The sequence below is a fragment of the Kaistia dalseonensis genome (genome assembly GCF_030814715.1).
GTDB lineage: Bacteria > Pseudomonadota > Alphaproteobacteria > Rhizobiales > Kaistiaceae > Kaistia > Kaistia dalseonensis.
In genome coordinates this window covers 1,079,160-1,097,951 of the sequence record NZ_JAUSVO010000001.1, presented here as the reverse complement: position 1 = coordinate 1,097,951, position 18,792 = coordinate 1,079,160, and the positions used below count along the sequence as shown (strand labels likewise).

Genomic DNA, 18,792 nt, shown 5'->3' with positions numbered 1-18,792 from the left:
TCACCACCGCTTCAGCGTGTCTTCGGTGGTGATCTCGATCCGCGCATTCGGGCGGTCGACGATGTCGTCGCGCAGCTTCGTGCCGAGGCCGGGACGATCCGGCAGATGCAGATGGCCGTCGCGGACCTCGATGCGGTCGGTGACCACATCGTCGTACCAGCCATCGATATAGCCGCGCACCGTCTCCATGATCAGCGCGTTGGGAATATGGTGCATCAGATGCGTCGCCGCCCAGAGCGCGACGGGGCCGATCGTGTCGTGGCAGGTCACGGGCAGGAAATAGGTGTCGGCCATCGATGCGATCTTGCGGCCCTCCGTCAGGCCGCCGCCCCAGGAGAGGTCGGGCATGATGATGTCGGCGGCGCCCTTCTCGATCCAGGGCCGGAAGCCATAGCGGGTGAAGACGCGCTCGCTCTGGCAGATCGGGATCGTCGTTTCCTGCTTCAGCCGGACATAGCTGTCGACATTGTCCGGCGGCATGATCTCCTCGAGCCACATGATGTCGAGCGGTTCGAGCGCACGGGCGATCTTCGTGGAAACGCCGAGATCCCAGCGCGCGTGGCCCTCGATCGCGATTTGCATCCGGTCGCCTACCGCGCGGCGGATATCCTCGACGATCGCGATGCCGGCCTTCAGCTCGTCATGGCTGAGCGAGTGGCCGCGCGGACCGGCAGCCGTTTGCGCGCCCCAGATCACCATTGGCTTGCGGCTATCGACCGGGCCGGAAAGTGTCGGACCGAACTGGTCGAACGGCCAGATCTTCATGGCCGTGATGCCCTGCGCGACGAGATTCTCGGCCAGTTCGCCGGCCTTTCCGGTCAGCCAGGCATTGAGATCGTCATATTTTCCGTAGCCGACACAGGTGTTGTAGATCGCGATCCGGTCACGGCTGCGCCCGCCCAGCATGGTGTAGATCGGCTCGCCGGCGTTCTGCCCCGCAATGTCCCAAAGAGCGACGTCCACGGCCGAGATCGCCCGCATCTCCGCACCATAGGCACCGCAGAAATTCACCAGCGCGAACATGTTCGACCAGTGGTTTTCGATGTCGCGCGGATCGCGGCCGATCAGGAGCGGCGCGAAGATATCGTGGATGATCGGGGCGACCGCGCGCGGCAGATAATAGGTCTCGCCGAGGCCGACCAGACCATTATCCGTGTAGATGCGGACCCAGAGATTATTGGGCAACGCCTGCCGGGCCTTGGGATTGAGCTTGGCCCATTCCGATTGCGGCACCGCTTCGAACCAGATCGTCTCGATCCTGGTGATCTTCATCGTTTCCCCCCTCAGCCCTTAACCGCGCCGGCGGTCAGGCCGCGCAGCAGATGGCGCTGGATCGCCATGTAGAAAAAGACCGGCAGCACCGAGAAGGTGACGCCCGCCGCCATCAGCACGAAGAGCGGCGTATCGAGTTGTGTCATCAGCGTCGCGAGACCGAGCGAGGCGGTGTAGAGGTCGCTCTTCGTGATCAGCGTCGACGCGAAGAGGTATTCGTTCCAGCTCGCGAAGAAGGCGATGACGCTGACGGCAACGAGGCCAGGCCGTGTCAGCGGCAGCACCACCAGCCAGAGCACCTTCCAGCGATTGCAGCCATCGATCAGCGCCGCCTCGACGATCTCCTTCGGCACGGCATCGAAAGAGGTCTTGAGCACCCAGGCGCAGAGCGGCACGACGAAGGCCGTATGGAGCAAAGCGAGCGCCCAGAGATTGTCGGTCCAGCCGAGATTGCGGTAGAGCGCCAGCACCGGCGCCACGACGACCGCCGCCGGCATCATCTGCGTGAAGAGCAGCAGCAGCCCGAAAGCCGAGCGCCCGGCCCAATAGAGGCGCGAGAGCGCATAGGCCGCGGGGATCACCAGCAGCAGCGTGGCGATCACCGTCAGCGTGGCGACAAAGGTCGAGAGCAGCAGCCAATGCGCGATCGGCTTATCGGTGAAGAGCTGCGCATAGGCCGAGAGATCGATGCCATGCGGCAGGAGTGGCGGCGGGAAGGAGAGGGACTCGCTGGATGAACGCAGCGAGGACAGCACCATCCAGTAGACCGGGAAGAAGATGATCGCCGAAATGACGATGATCGCGCCGCCGCGCAGGATGGCCTCGCCCGAGATCGAACGGCGGCCGGGGGCAAAGGCGGAAAGGCCGGTGGCACTCATTCCCGCACCTCCAGACGCCGCTGGACGATGACGAAGAAGGTGGTCGCCACGGCCGATATCAGGAAGCCCACCACCGCGATCGCGCCGGCATAGCTGAAATTATAGAAGCGGAACGCCTGCATGTAGATCGCCGGCGCGAGTGTCGTCGTGGCATCGACGGGACCGCCGCCCGTGATCAGCCAGATCAGGGTGAATTGCTGCGTCGAATAGATGAAGGCGAGCACGGCGAGGAGCGCCAGCGTGCCGCGAATGCCGGGAATCGTGATGTAGCGGAACTGGGCGAAACGGCCGGCGCCATCGATCTTCGCGGCCTCATAGAGCTCATCGGGCACGCTCTGGAGCGCCGAGAGAAGCACCAGCGAATAGAAGGGGAAGCCCTTCCAGACCGTAACCGTGATCACGACCACCATGGCGAGCACCGGATCGAGCAGCCATTGCGGGCTCTCGGTGACACCCGGCACGAGGCGCAGGAAGGCGTTGAAGACGCCGAAGCTCGGATCGAGCATCAGCACGAAGGTGATCGCGACTGGCACCTCCGGGATCGCCCAGGGGACGGTCAGAAGGCTGCGCACGATGCTGCGGCCGCGGAAGCTCCAATTCATCAGCAGCGCCAGCGACAGCCCGATCGTGAGGATGATCACGTCGACGGAGAGGGTGAAGACCAGCGTGTTGCGGATCATGCGCCAGAAATCGGGATCGACGAGCATCTGGCGGTAATTGTCGAGGCCGAGCCCATCGGGCGTATCGAGGCTGAACAGCGCGCCGCGAATGATGGGATAGACGATCAGCGCGCCCTCGAGCGCGAGCATCGGCAGGATCAGCAGATAGGGAAAGGCACGGCTGCCAACCACGCCATTGCGTGGCTTGCCCTTCATGGACCTGCCGCGTCGGCTTTCGCGTGCCACGGTTTGAGGGAGCGCCGAAGCCAATGCCAAGTCAATCCTCCTGACGCCTTCCCGTATTGACTGGCCTTGCCGCCAACTACGACAGCCTCCGCCGTCATCCCGGGCCAGGCCCGGGATCCCTGCCGCCGACATATTGAGCGCATCGGCGGCAGAGATCCCCCCTTCCGCGGGGATGACGTCGGGAGGACCTGTCAGGCGACGTCGGCCGGCATTCGACCCACCGCAGCTAGACCCGCTTGGCGAGCGCTTCGAGCTGGCGCTGGGCGCCATCCATCGCGGTCTTCACCGAACCGCCGGGGCGCAAGGCGCTCTGGAAGTTCTGCATGATGATCCGGCCGAACTGGTCGTCGACGAAGGCGAAGTCACCCATGACGTCGATGGGCGACACCTGCTTGGCCTCGTTGAAGCCGGTGATCCAGGGCTTGTCGGCGAGGAACTTCTTGAACTTCTCCGACTTGGTCGCAAGATCGTAGGGCGGCATCACATAGAGATTGGTGATCATCAACTCGGCCATGATGTCCGGCGACATCGCGAACTTGATGAATTCCTTGGCGCCATCGGCATTCTTGCCCTTGAGCGCGATCAGCGGGTGAATGCGGTCGAGCGAGCGCTTGCTCGCCCATGGCGGCGCGGCGGAGCGAAGGTCGGGATAGATGGCCGGGTTGGTGGCGCGGAGCACGACGACGGTCGGGTTGACGCCAAACGCCTGGGCCACGCGCCCATCCGCCGCCAGCTTCATGATGGCGCTCTGTGCCGTGCCCTGCGGCACGCCGGCCTCGTAAAGGCTCTTCCAGAGTTCAAGGCCCTTGACCACCTCGGGCGAGTTGGCGAGCGGCGTGTTGCCCTCGGCCCATTTGCCGTCGAAGGGAAGGCAGAAATTCTGCAGCTGGAACCACCACTCGCCGGCATCGGCGATGACGTTGGTGAGGGCGATGCCGAACTGGTCCGGCCGCTTGGTCAGCTTCGCGGTCGTCTCGATCCACTCTTCAGGTGTCGTCGCAGGTTTGAGGCCCGCCTTCTCGAACAGCGCCTTGTTGTAGACGAGCGCGAAATTCACATCGATGGCGGAGAGACCGTAGAGCTTGCCATCCTTGCGCAGGAACTCATGCCCCGGGCTGGGCGTAATGCCGAGTGCGGCGACCACATCGTCGAGCGGTTCGGCCAGCTTGAACTTGCGGATGACCTGGGCCGAAAGGTCGGGCATCGCCATCAGCACGTCGGCATCGATGCCGCCGGCCTGCGCCTGGATCACGACGTTGGAGACATATTGGCTCGCCGGCCAGCCGGTCCAGTCGACGGTGTATTTCGATTGGGATTCGTTGAACTTCTGGAACAGAGCGTTCCAGCCTTCCTTTTCGCCGGGCTGGAATTGCTCCCAGCTCATTACCTTCAGCGGAATGCGGTCGGCGGCGCGCGCCGGGCGGCTGAGAAGCGGGCCGGCCGCGACGGCTCCGCCCAATGCGGCCGCGCCGCCGAGGATCTGGCGTCTCGTGGGGCGAATATCCGCATGCGCCGTCGACCCCTGCGACGCATGCGCGTGCAATTCTGACCCAAGCAACCTGGTCATGATCGTTTCCCTCCCTGGACCGTCGATGCGAACGCGCCGACGTCGGGCCCGCATTGGCGCAGGCCATATTGTTTTTTGTTAACAATCCGACGATAGCATGAGATCAGGCCCTGTCAAGAAAGGCTAGCTCGCCTGGATGCGCAGAACGTCGTGTTGGGCCATGTGTTCGAGCAGGCGCGCATAGGCGCCGCCGATATGCTCCTCGATCGTCGCCATGGCCAAGTCCTTGTCGCGCGACCGCACGACCTGGAGCAGACGGGAATGGTCGCGATACCACGAGGTCAGATAGTCGTCCGGCAGGCCGTCGCGGAGCAGCAGAAAAACGAAGATCTGCGAGCGCAGCGCTTCCCAGGCGCGGCAGAGCCGGCCGTGATGGGAGGCGCGGAAGAGGGCGTCGTGAAAGTCGATATCGAGCTCCGCGACACGGCGGCGTGTAATGGAACTACGCGGAATCGATTGAAATAACACGAGAATGGCGTCAAGCGGCGCCAGATCGGCCTCCGTCGCGCGCTCGCATGCCGAGGCGATCGCGAGTCGTTCCAGCGCCTGGCGGAGGCTGTAGATCTCGGCGGCGTCTTCGACGGAAACCTCGGCGACGGTCGCGCCGCGATGCGTCTCGTGAACGACGAGGCCCTCCTGCTCCAGGCGAAAGATCGCCTGCCGGATCGGCCCCCGGCTGACGTTCAGGCTCTCCGCCAGTTCGTCCTCGATCAGCCGGTCACCCCCCTTCAGCCGGCCGCTCAGAATGGCCTCGCGGATCGAGTCCGCGACGTCGTCCGTCAGGACCCGGCGTTCACGACGTTGCAGATTGGGGATGAGTGGGCTCTTGCTCATGGTCACAGTCTACTGTTAACAATTAGAGGAACGCCAGTAGGAAAACAGGCGAGGAATGGCAGGAGCACTATGCGCATATTCAAGGTCAATTGGTATCCGCCGGAGAACGAGGAACTGCGGAAGCTCTTCGGCGGCAAGGTCGATTTCGATATCGATCCCATCCCAACCGATCCAGCCTATCGGATCGCGCGCGAACGAAGCGCTGCGGCCGACGCGTTGATCAACTGCTCCGCGACACATCTCGTGCCGGCCGATCTCGATGATTTCGAGCGCGTCCGGATCGTTGTCCGCGAGGGCGTGGGCTACGACAATCTCGACCTCGCGGGCTGGGGCGCCCGCGGCGTGCCGGTCTGCAACGTGCCGGATTACGGCACCACCGAAGTTGCCGACCATGCGCTCGCGCTGATGCTGTCGCTGACGCGCGGAACATCGACCTATGGCGAGGGATTGAAGCGCGATCCCGTCGCCAACTGGCGGTTTGCCGCCGCGCCGCTCATCCGTCGCCACAAGGGGGCGACATTCGGCGTGATCGGCCTCGGCCGGATTGGCCTGGCCGCCGCGCGCCGCGCTGCTGCCTTCGACATGAAGGTCGTGTTCTACGACCCCTATCTGCCGAACGGCGCCGAGCTGTCAGTCGGCTATGACCGCGTGCACAGCCTCGCCGATTTGATGGCTCAAAGCGACGTCGTCAGCGTGCATACGCCGCTCAACGACGAGACGCGGGGCTTCGTCGGCGCGGCAGCCTTCGCCGCCGCCAAGCCCGGGCTGATTCTGGTGAATACGGCGCGTGGCCCGATCGTCGATCTCGATGCTCTCCATGCCGCGCTTCGCGATGGACGCGTCGCCGGTGCCGGGCTCGACGTGCTGCCGCAGGAGCCGGCCGATAAGGATCATCCGCTGGTCAAGGCCTGGACGAGCGGCGAGCCATGGCTCGCGGGCCGGCTGATCCTCACGCCGCACGCGGCATTCTACAGTCCCGATGCGATCAAGGACATGCAGCGCAAGGCGGTGGAGGTGATCCTCGCCTATCTGAACGAGGGACGGTTGACCAACTGCGTCAATCGCGAGTTTCTGAAGCCAGCCGTGTCGATCCGCAAGGCGTCCTGACGCCGGCAAGCAGGCGGAGGACCGGTGCCGGTCCTCCGCCCTCCATCAACTGATCGTCAGTGGCAAGGCAACGCCAAAGCGCGTGCTGAAATCCGAAAGCGCCGCCCAGGTGACGCGATCGATCGGCAGCCCTTCCGTCAGGCGGCGCCGTGCCTCCGCCTTTTCGATATCGCCGGGTGCGTGAACGGTTCGTCCGTCCTTGCCCGGCTGTGCCCTGAGATCGGCCAGGAACGAGGCGATCCGCGCATCGAACAGCGAGAGCGTCTGGAAGAGGGCAGGCGACAGAATAATGAAGAAGTGTCCGATCGGGATCGGCGTGGCGAAATCCGGCCCACCGAACGCCGCGAGCGCCCGGCCATGCGCCATGCCGGTGAAGGCCGAGCAGAGCAGGTCGACCATCGTGGCTAGCCCGCTGCCCTTATAGCCGAACCTCGCGCCGCCGACGGGTCCGACCGCGACCGCCGCATTGGGATCCGTCGTGAAGGCACCGTTCTTGTCGATCGCGACCTCCTCGGGCAGGGGTGTCCCCGTCGCCTGGCGAAGCTGGACGCGATTGAACGGTATGGCGCTGGTCGCCATGTCGAGAAGGATCGGGTCTTCGCCTGCAACCGGAATGGCAAAGCTCAGCGGATTGGTGCCGAAGAACGCCTTCGTCCCGCCGAAGGGTATGACGGCGCTGTCGGCATGGGTCATGCCGATCGCCGCAAAGCCCTTGGTCGCGGCGGTCCTCGTGTAGCAGCCGGTTGCGCCGTGATGGGATGATCGCCCGACCGTGACGACGGCCACGCCGGTTTCGGCTGCGATGGCGCAACCCTCCTCGATGGCGCGATAGCTTGCGAGATGACCGAAGCCGTCATCGGCATCGACATGGGCGACAGCCGGTGCCTTCCGCGTGATGTCGAGATGCGGGGCGCTGTTGATCCGCCCGCCTTCGAGACCGCGCATGTAGAAGGGAACCAGTCGGACGCCATGCGTGTCGAACGCCCGCGCAGACGCGTCGACCACGGCCGCTGCGACCGCCTCGGCGCTCGGCTGATCCGCGCCCGCGGCCTTGAAGATGTCGATCACGAACGGAGAGAGGTCGCGTGCAGGGACGCGCACGCCATCGATGCTTTCCAGAGCCAAGGCATTTCCCCAACCAGAAACCGCTCATACGGCCCCGTCGAGCGGCTATTATTATAATACTATGTTGGTTAGCCCAATCCGGCTCGCAATGGAATGTCGTCGTGGCGACGACCAGCATTTTGAAGACGAAATCGCAACGGCCGGGACGCCGACCGGCCGGCGCGAGCGGGCTTCCGCCGCGAAGGTCCGGCGCTACCGGGGCGCCCTGAATGCCGACTGGTGGATGCCATGTCGGCGCAGCTTGTCATAGAAGGTCTTGCGCGGGATGCCGAGCGCCTTGACGGTCGCTTGCACATCGCCCCGGTTGGCGGTCAGCGCGGCGCGGATCTGATCGGCCTCATAGGCGTCGACCCGCTCCGGGAGCGTCCCGCCGGCGATGGCCGGTGACGGGAGGGGCTCGGGCGCGGTGGGCTCGTCGGTCAGGCCAAGAGCGACGCGTTCCGCGTAATGGGCGAGTTCACGGACATTGCCGGGCCAATCGTGTTGGTCGAGGCGGCGCCAGACCGTCTCGCCGATCGGGGCCGGGTCCCGGCGAAAGCGCTTCGCCGCGCGGGCCAGGAAATGCCCGAAGAGAAGCGGAATGTCCGGACGTCGCTCGCGCAGCGGCGGGATGCTGACGGTGGCGACGTGCAGTCGGTAATAGAGATCCTCCCGAAAACGATCCTTGCGCACCAGTTGATGCAGATCGGCCTTCGACGCGGCGACCACGCGAATATCGACCCGACGCAGATCATTGGCGCCGAGCGGCGTGATTTCCCGCGCCTCCAGCACGCGCAGCAGCTTGACCTGGAGCGCGGGCGACATCGCCTCGATCTCGTCGAGGAACAGCGTGCCGCCATGCGCATGCTCGATCCGGCCGATGCGCTTCTTGACCGCGCCCGTGAAGGCGCCCGCCTCGTAACCGAACAGCTCGCTCTCGATCATCGTCTCCGGCAGAGCGCCACAATTGACCGCCACGAAGGGCCGGGCTGCGCGATGGCTCCAGCGGTGCAGGGTATTGGCCACGACCTCCTTGCCGCTGCCGGTCTCGCCTTCGACGAGTACGTCGACATCGGCGTCGGCAATCTGGCGCAAGGTCTGCCGCAGTCGCATCATGGCCGGCGTTGCACCGAGCAGGGGCATGTCGTCGTTCGACGCTTCGGCGGCCCGGTGGAGGGCGCGGTTTTCGAGAATCAGCCGACGCTTTTCGAGCGCGTGTCGAACGCTGCCGAGCAGCCGGTCGATGGCATAGGGCTTGGCCAGGAAATCATAAGCACCCTCGCGCATCGCATCGACCGCCATCGCGATGTCGCCATGGCCGGTGATGAGGATGACCGGAAGGTCTGGATCGATCCGCTTCAGGCGGCGGAACAGTTCGAGCCCATCGATGCGTGGCATGCGCACATCGCTCACCACGACACCGGCAAAGTCGGCGTCGATGGCATCGAGCACGGCCATGGCGGATGCATAGGGCACGACGGTGAGCCCCGCGAGCATCAGGGCCTGGACGTTGGCGGCGCGCAGCGTTTCGTTATCATCGATGAACGCGACATCCATCAGAGTGCCCTCGGCAGTGTGATCGTGAAGACGGCACCATCGCGATTTTCCGCGACGAAGGTGCCGCCACATTCGGCGATGATGTCGTTTGAGATCACCAGCCCGAGGCCCAATCCCTTCGGTTTCGTCGTGGTGAACGGCATGAACAGTTCACTCATGACTTCCGGCGGCAGGCCGGGGCCATTGTCGGCGACGATGATGGTGACACGCTCGCCCTCCGTCCTGGCATCAATGCGTATGCGCCCGTCGGTTTGTCCTGAGAGCGCCTCGATCGCGTTTTGCAGCAGATTGACGAAGACCTGCTCCAGCCGAACCCGCGCGGCCACCACGATGATGTCCGCTTCCGCCATTTCGACCGAAAGCGCGATCTCCTGCTCGCGGAGGCGATGGCCGACGAGCAGATGGGCGCCGTCGATCACTCCCCGCAATGAGACGTGCTCGACCTCGCCGGGTGTCTTGCGCGCGAAGGCCCGCAATTCTCCGGTAATGGCGCCGATCCGCTCGGTGAGCGTGGTGATGGTCGAGAGATTGCTGCGCACCATTCCGGTATCGCCCCGGGCGAGCAGCAACTCGGCGTTCTCCGCGAAGGTGCGGATGGCAGCAACCGGCTGGTTGACCTCATGGGCGACGCTGGCCGCGATCTGGCCGAGCACGGCGAGCTTGCTCGCCTGGACAAGATCGTCCTGCATGGCCTGCATGGCGAGACGCGCGCGCCGCCTTTCGGCCATCTCCGCTCGGAGCTGGTCATTGGCGGCGCTGAGTTCGGCCGTGCGTGCTGCGACACGCTCTTCGAGATCACGGCGCATCGCCGCCTGTCGGGTCTGTTCGCCCAAGAGTCTCTGTCGCCGCAGCAGCCAGAACCCGGCAGCGCCCAGTCCGAGCACGCCGACAAGCAGGGCGAGCGAGCGCCCAGCCGCCGTGGCGAGATTGACCGCCGCCTCCGTCGGCGCCAGCACATGCAGCATCCAGTCGGTGGTCGGTACGGCGGCCGTGGCCTCGACGAACTGGCGCCCGCGTGGGTCAGCGGGCAGCTTGGCGCGAATGGTAGCCGAAGCGGCATCATCGACCGTGATGGGAAGCGGCGTCAGCTCGGCATCGCCGAATTGCAGGCTCGTCCGGATCTCTGCCTTTTGCTCGGAGGGGATTGTCCCGGTGGTCTGGAAGCGCCATTCCGGCACGCTGGTGACGAGCACGATCGCGCGATCGTCCGTCACGAAGGTGGGCTCGACGAAACGACGCCAATCGGCCTCGATCGCCTCGAATTCGGCCTTGACCACGAGCACGCCGAGCGGTCCGTTCGGACCATCGAGCCGGCGCGTCAGATAGAGGCCGGGGCGCTTGCTGACCGTGCCGAAGGCGAAATGTTCGGCGCTGCCTTCCGCCATGGCCCTCAGATAATAGGGACGGAACGCGTAATTGCTGCCGACGAAGCTCGTGGCCGTCCGGTAATTGCTGGCGGCGATCGCGACGCCCTTGTTGTCGAGCAGATAGATCGCGCCGGCCCGCGTGCCGATCGCCAATTGCTCGAACTTGGCGTCGAGCGCATCGAGCCGCGCGGCGTCTCGGCTTTCCAGGGCCGCGCGCATATCGGGATCCTGTGCCAGGACGATCGGAAGAGTGCGCTGCTTCTCGATTTCGCTGCGCACCAGCGACACGCGCAGTTCCGCCGCCGCCTGCGCGTCCGTACGAAGTTGGGAGAGGGCCCAGCGCTCCGCGCCGAAGCGTGCAAAGCGATCGAGGCCAATGAGCAAAACGAGCGCGAGGACGATGAGAAGAAGCCTCGGCAAGAGCCGGCTCCATCGTGACGGGCGCGCATGCACCTGTGCGGTCAATATCGGCCTCGCGCAGCCAGCGTCGTGCGGAATGCCGCACATCGATCATGACGATATGTGCGGAAATCCACACGGACCGTCAATGACCTTTCGATGCCACAATAAATAATCGCGTTAAATCAATTAGTTGAACGAGACCCGCGCCAATCGGGAGGCTGGCATGCGCCTTGCGCAAGGATCTGTGCTTGCGGCGTGGGACTGCGCCGGCACCGATCAAACCATCAGGTTCCTCACGACGCTCCAGGCAACGAAGCGTCGACGGGCCGAGAAAGAGGACAACCCCGATGGCGCACGCCATTCTCGCACCGGCTCATGCCGCCCCTCGCAAGATCTATCAGCATCTCTATTTCCAGGTGATCATCGCGATCGCTGCCGGCATCGCGCTCGGCCATTTCTATCCGAGCCTCGGCGCCGACATGAAGCCGCTGGGCGATGCCTTCATCAAGCTGGTCAAGATGGTCATCGCACCGGTGATCTTCCTGACCGTCGTGACCGGCATTGCCGGCATGCGCGATCTCGGCAAGGTCGGCCGAGTCGCCGGCAAGGCGATGCTCTATTTCCTGACATTCTCGACGTTCGCGCTCGCCATCGGCCTCCTCGTCGGCAATGTCGTTCAGCCCGGCGCCGGCCTCAACATCGATCCGACGACACTCGATCCCAAGGCCGTCGCGGACTATGCCGCCAAGGCGCACGACCAGACGATCATCGGCTTCCTGACCAACATCATCCCGACGACGCCGGTCAGCGCGCTTGCCAATGGCGATATCCTGCAGGTGCTGTTCTTCGCCGTTCTGTTCGGTATCGCGCTGGCTGCGATCGGCGACCATGGCGAACCCGTGATGGCGGTGTTCAACTCCCTGTCGCAGGTGATGTTCCGCCTTGTCGCGATGCTGATGAAGGCCGCGCCGATCGGCGCCTTCGGGGCGATGGCCTTTACCATTGGCAAATACGGCATCGGCTCGGTCGCCAATCTCGCCATGCTGATCGGCACGTTCTACCTGACGTCGTTCCTTTTCGTGTCGATCGTGCTCGGCGCGGTCGCCCGCTATAACGGGTTCTCGATCTTCGCCCTGCTGCGCTACATCAAGGAAGAGATCCTGCTCGTCCTCGGCACGTCGTCCTCCGAGGCGGCGCTGCCGAGCCTGATGGAGAAAATGGAGCTCGCTGGCTGCAAGAAATCGGTCGTCGGCCTCGTCATCCCGACCGGCTATTCCTTCAACCTCGACGGCACCAACATCTACATGACGCTCGCCGCCCTGTTCATCGCGCAGGCGACCGGCATCCATTTGAGCCTCGGCGATCAGATCCTGCTTCTGCTCGTCGCGATGCTGAGTTCCAAGGGCGCGGCGGGTATCACCGGGGCGGGCTTCATCACTCTCGCCGCGACGCTCTCTGTTGTTCCCTCGGTCCCGGTTGCCGGCATGGCGCTGATCCTCGGCATTGATCGCTTCATGTCTGAATGCCGCGCGATCACCAATTTCGTCGGCAATGCGGTTGCGACCATCGTCGTGGCCCGTTGGGAGGGAGAGCTCGACGAAGAGCAGCTGCGCCTTGCGCTGGCGGGCAAGCTGGTCGATGGCGATCTCATCGACGCGCCGATCGGCCCGGTCGCTATTCCCGCCGAATAGGGTGAACCACGTCGGACCCATCATCGATCCGCCCTGTCATGCAGGGCGGATCGCCTCGTCTACAGACCTCGGCCAGGTTCGTTCGTCGCCCAAAGCCGGGTTCCTTGTTGAGAAGCGTTCAGCTCTGCGCGCCATCGCGCCGGTCATCTCGTCTTGCCAAGGTCGATATCGTGGAATACCAATGCCGTACCATAGGCATTCCATGGGATGATCGACTGTGCCACCCATTCGCTCCCATATTCGTTTCTACCTGAACGATCGCCTCGTCACCCTGTCCGACGTCGCGCCCGATCGGACATTGCTCGACTTCCTCCGGCTCGACCGCGTGATGCGCGGAACCAAGGAGGGGTGCGCGGAGGGCGATTGTGGCGCCTGCACGGTGCTGGTCGGCCGGCTCGACGAGGCCGGATTGGTCTATGAGAGCATCAATGCCTGTATCCGCCTGGTCGGATCGCTGGATGGCTGTCACGTGGTGACGGTCGAGCATCTGGCGCGCGCCGATGGATCGCTGCATCCGGTGCAGCAGGCCATGGTGGACTATCATGGCAGCCAGTGCGGCTTCTGCACGCCCGGCTTTGTCATGTCGCTCTATGGGCTCTGGTTGACCAATCCCGAACCTGCATTGCCGGAGATCGAAACGGCGCTGCAGGGCAATCTGTGTCGCTGCACAGGCTATGCGCCGATCGTGCGCGCGGCCGCTGCGATCTCCCATTATGGCGATGCCGCCACCGACACGATCGAGGTCGAGCGGGAGACCATGCGCGGCAGGCTGCAGGCGCTTCAGGACGGGCATCGGGTCGTTGTGGAGACGCCGAAGGGACAGTTCGTCATTCCGGCTGATGTCGACGATCTCGCGGATATCCTGCTGGACATGCCGGGCGCCACGCTCGTCGCCGGATCGACCGATGTTGGGCTGTGGGTCACCAAGTTCATGCGCGATATCGCGCCAGTCGTCTTCATCAGAGGCCTGATGGATGAGATCGCGGTCGACGGCGACATCATCCGCATCGGTGCCGGCGTCAGCTATAGCGGGGCGTTCGCCACCATTGCCGCGCACATCCCGCAATTGGTTCCGCTCTTGGACCGTATCGGCGGCGGGCAGGTTCGCAATATGGGCACGATTGGCGGCAATATCGCCAATGGCTCGCCGATCGGCGATACGCCACCGCCGCTGATCGCGCTGGGCGCCGAAATCACGTTGCGCCGAGGGAACACGCGGCGAACGGTCAGGCTCGAAGACTATTTCATCGCCTATGGCCAGCAGGATCGGGCGAAAGGCGAATTCATCGAAAGCATCGCCGTTCCCATCCCGGCCGCTGACACATTCTTCGCCGCCTACAAGATCAGCAAGCGGCGCGACGAGGATATCACGGCCGTGCTCGGCGCGTTCCGGATCCGCGTCGAGGGTGGCGTGATCAGCGACGCCGTGATCGCCTATGGCGGCATGGCGGCGACACCCAGGCGAGCGCGGGCGGTCGAAGCGGCGCTCATCGGTGCGCCATGGACGATGGCCACCATCGAGGCTGCCTTGCCCGCTTTTGAAGAGGACTTCCAGCCTCTGTCTGATTGGCGCGCATCGGCCGAATACCGCATGCTGGTGGCAAAGAACCTTCTGTCACGCTTCTTCCTGGAAATGCAGGGCGGGCACGAAATACACATCCTGCGGCACGAGGTGGCCTGATGGACACGCTCGTCGAGCGCAAGGCGATCATTGGCGGCATGAGCCAGCCGCATCGGCATGATTCCGGCCACAAGCACGTTGCCGGAAGCGCTGACTATATTGACGACCTGATCGAGCCGGCCGGCACGCTGCACGCCTATCTCGGGCTCTCGACCATCGCCCATGGCGAGATTGTCACGCTGGACCTCGATGCCGTGCGTGCGGCGCCGGGGGTCGTCGGCGTGCTGACGGCGGATGATATTCCCGGCGAACGCGATATCAGCCCGTCGCACAAGAATGATGAGCCGGTCTTCGCCGCGCGCGAAGTCACCTTCTCGGGCCAGCCGCTTTTCGTCGTGCTCGGGGAGACGCGCGAAGCTGCTCGCCGTGCGGCGCGCCTGGCGAAGGTCACCTATCGCGAACTGCCGCCCGTGCTCGACGTCGCCGCCGCCCGCCTTGCCGGTGATGCGCTGGTGACGCCTGGACTGACGCTGGAGCGTGGCGATGTCGTTGCCGGCCTGGCCGATGCACCGCGCCGTGTCGCCGGATCGATCACCATCGGCGGGCAGGAGCATTTCTATCTCGAAGGCCAGATCGCGCTCGCCATTCCCGGCGAGGATCGCGACATGGTCGTGCATTCGAGCGCGCAACATCCTGATGAAGTGCAACGCATGGTGGCGCGCGTGCTCGGCGTCGCCGACAATGCCGTCACCATCATCGTGCGGCGCATGGGCGGCGGTTTTGGCGGCAAGGAATCGCAGAGCAATCTCTTCGCCTGCATTGTTGCCATCGCCGCACGGACATTCAAGCGCGCTGTGAAGCTCCGCCCGGATCGCGACGACGACATCAAGATGACGGGGAAGCGACACGATTTCGTTGTCGATTATGATGTCGGCTTCGACGATGCAGGCCGGATCGAGGCGGTGGACGCCGTTTTTGCGGCGCGCTGCGGCCATTCGGCCGATCTCTCGCGCGGCGTCACCGATCGCGCGCTGACCCATTCCGACAATGCCTATTTCTATCCGGCGGTGCGCGTCCGCTCGCTGCCGCTTCGCACCAATACCGTCTCGAATACGGCGTTTCGTGGCTATGGCGGGCCGCAGGGCATGCTCGCTTGCGAGCGCTGGATCGAGGACATCGCCTACGCGCTCGGCAAGGATCCGCTCGAAATCCGCAAGGCGAATTTCTATGGCGAGGCCGAGCGCAACGTCACGCCCTATCACCAGACCATCACCGACAACATCCTGGAGCGGCTGGTCGGCGAATTGGAGGCGAGCGCGGATTATGCGCGGCGCCGCGCCGAAATCCTGGCCTTCAACGAGAAATCGCCGATCCTGAAACGCGGCATCGCGCTGATACCGCTCAAATTCGGCATCAGCTTCACCATGCTGGCGCTGAACCAGGCCGGCGCGCTCGTTCACGTCTATCGCGACGGGTCGGTCCATCTGAACCATGGTGGCACCGAGATGGGGCAGGGGCTCCACACCAAGATCGCCCAGGTCGTGGCCGACGTGTTCCAGATCGACCTCGAGCACGTGAAGGTCTCGGCGACCGCGACCGACAAGGTCCCCAACGCGTCCTCGACGGCAGCATCGAGCGGCTCGGACCTGAACGGCATGGCGGCCGAAAACGCGGCGCAGCAGATCCGCGACCGGCTCATCGCATTCGCCGCGGAGAAATACGGCGTCGCCGCGGGCGCCGTCTTGTTCGAGCCGAACGCAGTGGTCGTCGGCGACAAGCGCTTTTCATGGGCTCAGTTTGCCGAGCAGGCCTATCTCGGCCGTGTCCAGCTCTCGGCCGCCGGCTTCTACAAGACGCCGGGCATCTCTTGGAACCGCGACGCCGGCCGAGGCAAGCCGTTCCTCTATTTCGCCTATGGCGCGTCCTGCTCGGAGGTCACTGTCGACACGCTCACCGGCGAATACATGGTCGACCGGGTCGATATCCTGCATGACGTTGGCCGCTCGCTCAATCCGGCGATCGATATCGGCCAGATCGAGGGTGGCTTCATCCAGGGCATGGGCTGGCTCACGACCGAGGAGCTCTGGTGGGACGCCAAGGGCCAATTGCGGACCCATGCGCCATCGACCTACAAGATTCCCGTCGTCTCCGACGTGCCGAGGATCTTCAATGTCCGTCTGGCGGAGTGGTCGGAGAACCGCGCGCCGACGATCGGCCGTTCGAAGGCGGTTGGCGAGCCGCCCTTCATGCTGGCGCTCTCGGTGTTCGAAGCGCTGGGCATGGCTGCCGCCAGCGTCGCCGATTATCGGATCGCGCCGCGCATGGACGCCCCGGCGACGCCCGAGCGTGTCCTGCTGACGATCGAGCGTCTGAAACGGTTGGCTCGCGGCAGCTGAGCGGCGCCTACCAGCCGAGGGGCTTGCCCGCGGCGTCCTGCAGCACGCAGCCCTCGGGCGACACGCTGGTATCGGCGATCGTAGTGAGCAGATCGGCGTTAACTGTCGTGGCGTCGTCGATTGCGATGACGAGGCAGTCGATACCGAGCGGCTGCCATTCGACCGACATGGACTTCCAGAGCGCATGCGCCGCCGCACGGAAGGGGCGCTCCAGATAGCTGCCTGCCGGATCCGGCTCGGTCATCGTGGCGGCGGTGCGGGTTACGAGCACGATCTTGCCGGGTCCGTCGGAAGCGGAGAGGGCGGATCTGAGCCGATTGGCAAGCCATAACGGCTTGAAGGCCAGCCGAGATAATCCGGCCTCGAAATCGCTTCGCTCGAGTTCGACTGCATTGCGCGCTGGTGCGTTGAAGGCATCGGCGAAGATCACGATGTCGATTGGTTTCTCGCCGAGGCGCGCGGCCTCCGTCTCCATGTCGCCATCAAGGCTCGAACCGGTCACGTTTGCGCCGGTGCTCTGGTAGAGGCCGGCAAGTGTGGCGCCGATCGGCGTTTCGATCCCGACGATCACGACATGCGCCGCTGAATTCGCCCCGCTCACCATGGCACGTCCTTCCCGTCATAGCCGATGCAGCGACCCGTATCGGCTATGCCGAGCTGTTCGATTACGCCCACCATGCCGGCGACGCTGACATCGACATCAAGGCCGCGATCACTATGGCTGGTCATGTCGGTCTTCACGAAGCCGGGGCGCAGCAGCGCGCAGGTGATGCCGTCGCCGCACCATTCGTCGGCCAGCGAACGCCACATCGCATTGAGCGCCGTCTTCGAGGCGCGATAGCAATATTGCGTGCCCCAATTGTTGGATGAGATCGAACTCATCAGGCTGGACATGCCGAGCGCCAGCCGCCGCTCGCCGGACAGGAGATTGGGCTTCAGCGCCGCAACCAGCAGCACGGCACCGAGCGTGTTGGTATCCATCACGCCGTGCATCTCGGCCCATGTCACGGCTTCCATCGGCATGGCCTGATCGCCGGAAATGCCGGCATTGGCGAGCACGGCATCGAGGGGAACGCCGGCGAGTTTCTCGGCGAGCGCGGCGATGGAGCCGTCATCGGTGATGTCGAGGATGAAGGGCTCGGCGCCGAGTTCAGCGAGCGCCGTGCAAGCCGCCCGGTCTCGCGCTGTCGCCAGCACGCGCCAGCCTCGCGCAAGCAATTGCCGCACGAATTCGCGACCAATGCCGCGACTGGCGCCCGCGATCAGAATGGTACTCACGTCAGACTGCCTTTCACCGCGCTCCGGCCGCCGCCGGTCATGACCGGCGCGTTCCCAGAATGAAATCGATGATCGCATCGCGCACATTGTCGAGATGCTGCCCCATCAACCGGCGCGACATTTCTGGATCGTTGCCGGTCACTGCGTGAAGCAGGTCCAGATGCTCCGATGCGCCGGGCAGGAGGCGATGGGGAATGCGCGAAGTGTTGAAGATATGGGTCCGCCGCCGGAGATCGCGGATCGCGGAGACGACCATCGGATTGCCGGCCGCCTCGGCAATCGTGCCATGCACCATTTCGTCGACAGCCCAATGATGGGCGGGCGTGATGACGGTCACGCGCAGCAGTTCGTCGATCGCGACCTCGACGGCCTTGGCCTGTTCGACGGTAATGCGCCCGGTCGCGCGGGCGGCTGCCTCGACCTCGAGGATGCGCCTGAGGTCGAGTAGGCTCACATAGCTTTCGACGCTGACGTCCGACACGACGAGAACGCGTCCGTGACGCCGTGAGACGAGTGATTCAGCCTCCAGACGGCCGAGCGCTTCGCGGACAGGCGTGCGCGAGATTGATAGCATCTCAGCCAGCCGTCTCTCTTGCAGGACGGCGCCGGCCTGGAGTTTGCCCGAGAGCATCAGCTCAAGGATTTGCATATAGGCGAATTCGCTGAGACTGACCTCTGCGCTGCCCGCAGTCGAACGCTCGCGCGCCTCCTGAACGGGTATGACCAGATCCATTCCATGCCCCTCGCTTTGTCGTTTGGTAGACCATCGATATACCAAATGTCAATGATCCCGCTTTTTGACCCCAATCGGCA

Annotated in this window: 15 protein-coding genes; 4 read left to right on the top strand and 11 right to left on the bottom strand. The window is 64.4% G+C overall.

All coding sequences use genetic code 11. From position 1 onward, the window contains the following. From QO014_RS05035 to QO014_RS05015, 5 genes are all read right to left on the bottom strand, one after another. Complete coding sequence (locus QO014_RS05035; RefSeq protein WP_266347526.1) at window positions 1-1,272, bottom strand: mandelate racemase/muconate lactonizing enzyme family protein; 1,272 nt, start codon at window positions 1,270-1,272, stop codon at window positions 1-3. Window positions 1,273-1,283: 11 nt separating this feature from the next. Then, a complete protein-coding gene (locus QO014_RS05030; RefSeq protein ID WP_266347525.1) occupies window positions 1,284-2,150 on the bottom strand; it encodes a carbohydrate ABC transporter permease in 867 nt (288 codons plus the stop codon). Further along, window positions 2,147-3,025 (bottom strand): carbohydrate ABC transporter permease, encoded by an 879-nt coding sequence (locus QO014_RS05025; RefSeq protein ID WP_266347524.1) that lies wholly within the window; start codon window positions 3,023-3,025, stop codon window positions 2,147-2,149. The genes QO014_RS05030 and QO014_RS05025 overlap by 4 nt, the downstream gene beginning before the upstream one ends. A gap of 256 nt (window positions 3,026-3,281) precedes the next feature. Further along, window positions 3,282-4,622 carry an ABC transporter substrate-binding protein gene (locus QO014_RS05020; RefSeq protein ID WP_266347523.1) on the bottom strand — a complete coding sequence of 447 codons (1,341 nt, stop codon included), beginning with the start codon at window positions 4,620-4,622 and terminating at the stop codon, window positions 3,282-3,284. Window positions 4,623-4,745: 123 nt separating this feature from the next. Next, window positions 4,746-5,456: a GntR family transcriptional regulator gene (locus QO014_RS05015; RefSeq protein WP_266347522.1), complete on the bottom strand. Its 711-nt coding sequence runs from the start codon at window positions 5,454-5,456 to the stop codon at window positions 4,746-4,748. Between the two features lie 69 nt (window positions 5,457-5,525). Between QO014_RS05015 and QO014_RS05010 the strand changes: the two genes are divergently transcribed. Then, window positions 5,526-6,563 carry a C-terminal binding protein gene (locus QO014_RS05010; protein WP_266347521.1) on the top strand — a complete coding sequence of 346 codons (1,038 nt, stop codon included), beginning with the start codon at window positions 5,526-5,528 and terminating at the stop codon, window positions 6,561-6,563. Between the two features lie 45 nt (window positions 6,564-6,608). Here QO014_RS05010 and QO014_RS05005 read toward each other — a convergent pair whose 3' ends face one another. The 3 genes from QO014_RS05005 to QO014_RS04995 all read right to left on the bottom strand — a co-directional run bounded on the left by QO014_RS05005 (window position 6,609) and on the right by QO014_RS04995 (window position 11,011). Next, window positions 6,609-7,688 carry an Ldh family oxidoreductase gene (locus QO014_RS05005; RefSeq protein ID WP_266347520.1) on the bottom strand — a complete coding sequence of 360 codons (1,080 nt, stop codon included), beginning with the start codon at window positions 7,686-7,688 and terminating at the stop codon, window positions 6,609-6,611. Window positions 7,689-7,880: 192 nt separating this feature from the next. Continuing rightward, window positions 7,881-9,224: a sigma-54-dependent transcriptional regulator gene (locus QO014_RS05000; protein WP_266347519.1), complete on the bottom strand. Its 1,344-nt coding sequence runs from the start codon at window positions 9,222-9,224 to the stop codon at window positions 7,881-7,883. Further along, on the bottom strand, window positions 9,224-11,011 hold the full coding sequence (locus tag QO014_RS04995; RefSeq protein ID WP_266347518.1) for a sensor histidine kinase: 1,788 nt from the start codon (window positions 11,009-11,011) through the stop codon (window positions 9,224-9,226). The genes QO014_RS05000 and QO014_RS04995 overlap by 1 nt, the downstream gene beginning before the upstream one ends. A 329-nt stretch (window positions 11,012-11,340) precedes the next feature. Between QO014_RS04995 and QO014_RS04990 the strand changes: the two genes are divergently transcribed. From QO014_RS04990 to xdhB, 3 genes are all read left to right on the top strand, one after another. Beyond that, entirely contained in the window at window positions 11,341-12,684 is a 1,344-nt protein-coding gene (locus QO014_RS04990; protein WP_266347517.1) for a dicarboxylate/amino acid:cation symporter, read from the top strand. 217 nt (window positions 12,685-12,901) lie between these two features. After that, complete coding sequence (gene xdhA / locus QO014_RS04985; RefSeq protein ID WP_266347516.1) at window positions 12,902-14,365, top strand: xanthine dehydrogenase small subunit; 1,464 nt, start codon at window positions 12,902-12,904, stop codon at window positions 14,363-14,365. Continuing rightward, window positions 14,365-16,701 carry a xanthine dehydrogenase molybdopterin binding subunit gene (gene xdhB, locus QO014_RS04980; protein ID WP_266347515.1) on the top strand — a complete coding sequence of 779 codons (2,337 nt, stop codon included), beginning with the start codon at window positions 14,365-14,367 and terminating at the stop codon, window positions 16,699-16,701. The genes xdhA and xdhB overlap by 1 nt, the downstream gene beginning before the upstream one ends. Before the next feature lie 7 nt (window positions 16,702-16,708). On the opposite strand, the gene QO014_RS04975 is transcribed toward xdhB, so the two are convergent. From QO014_RS04975 to QO014_RS04965, 3 genes are read right to left on the bottom strand one after another with little or no spacing between them, the layout of a single operon-like run. Further along, window positions 16,709-17,305 carry a Rossmann-fold NAD(P)-binding domain-containing protein gene (locus QO014_RS04975; RefSeq protein ID WP_266347514.1) on the bottom strand — a complete coding sequence of 199 codons (597 nt, stop codon included), beginning with the start codon at window positions 17,303-17,305 and terminating at the stop codon, window positions 16,709-16,711. Then, the gene (locus QO014_RS04970) at window positions 17,299-17,979 is read right to left on the bottom strand and encodes an SDR family NAD(P)-dependent oxidoreductase (RefSeq protein ID WP_266347513.1); all 681 of its coding nucleotides are present in this window, start codon (window positions 17,977-17,979) and stop codon (window positions 17,299-17,301) included. Before QO014_RS04970 ends, QO014_RS04975 begins: the two co-directional genes overlap by 7 nt. A gap of 37 nt (window positions 17,980-18,016) precedes the next feature. Beyond that, entirely contained in the window at window positions 18,017-18,712 is a 696-nt protein-coding gene (locus QO014_RS04965) for a GntR family transcriptional regulator (RefSeq protein WP_266347512.1), read from the bottom strand. Window positions 18,713-18,792: the final 80 nt, after the last annotated feature.

Excerpts from the sequence above, each read along its gene's own strand:
- QO014_RS05035 (WP_266347526.1), bottom strand. The coding sequence starts at position 1,272 with ATGAAGATCACCAGGATCGAGACGATCTGGTTCGAAGCGGTGCCGCAA.
- QO014_RS05030 (WP_266347525.1), bottom strand. The coding sequence starts at position 2,150 with ATGAGTGCCACCGGCCTTTCCGCCTTTGCCCCCGGCCGCCGTTCGATC.
- QO014_RS05025 (WP_266347524.1), bottom strand. The coding sequence starts at position 3,025 with ATGAAGGGCAAGCCACGCAATGGCGTGGTTGGCAGCCGTGCCTTTCCC.
- QO014_RS05020 (WP_266347523.1), bottom strand. The coding sequence starts at position 4,622 with ATGACCAGGTTGCTTGGGTCAGAATTGCACGCGCATGCGTCGCAGGGG.
- QO014_RS05015 (WP_266347522.1), bottom strand. The coding sequence starts at position 5,456 with ATGAGCAAGAGCCCACTCATCCCCAATCTGCAACGTCGTGAACGCCGG.
- QO014_RS05010 (WP_266347521.1), top strand. The coding sequence starts at position 5,526 with ATGCGCATATTCAAGGTCAATTGGTATCCGCCGGAGAACGAGGAACTG.
- QO014_RS05000 (WP_266347519.1), bottom strand. The coding sequence starts at position 9,224 with ATGGATGTCGCGTTCATCGATGATAACGAAACGCTGCGCGCCGCCAAC.
- QO014_RS04990 (WP_266347517.1), top strand. The coding sequence starts at position 11,341 with ATGGCGCACGCCATTCTCGCACCGGCTCATGCCGCCCCTCGCAAGATC.
- xdhB (WP_266347515.1), top strand. The coding sequence starts at position 14,365 with ATGGACACGCTCGTCGAGCGCAAGGCGATCATTGGCGGCATGAGCCAG.
- QO014_RS04975 (WP_266347514.1), bottom strand. The coding sequence starts at position 17,305 with ATGGTGAGCGGGGCGAATTCAGCGGCGCATGTCGTGATCGTCGGGATC.
- QO014_RS04965 (WP_266347512.1), bottom strand. The coding sequence starts at position 18,712 with ATGGATCTGGTCATACCCGTTCAGGAGGCGCGCGAGCGTTCGACTGCG.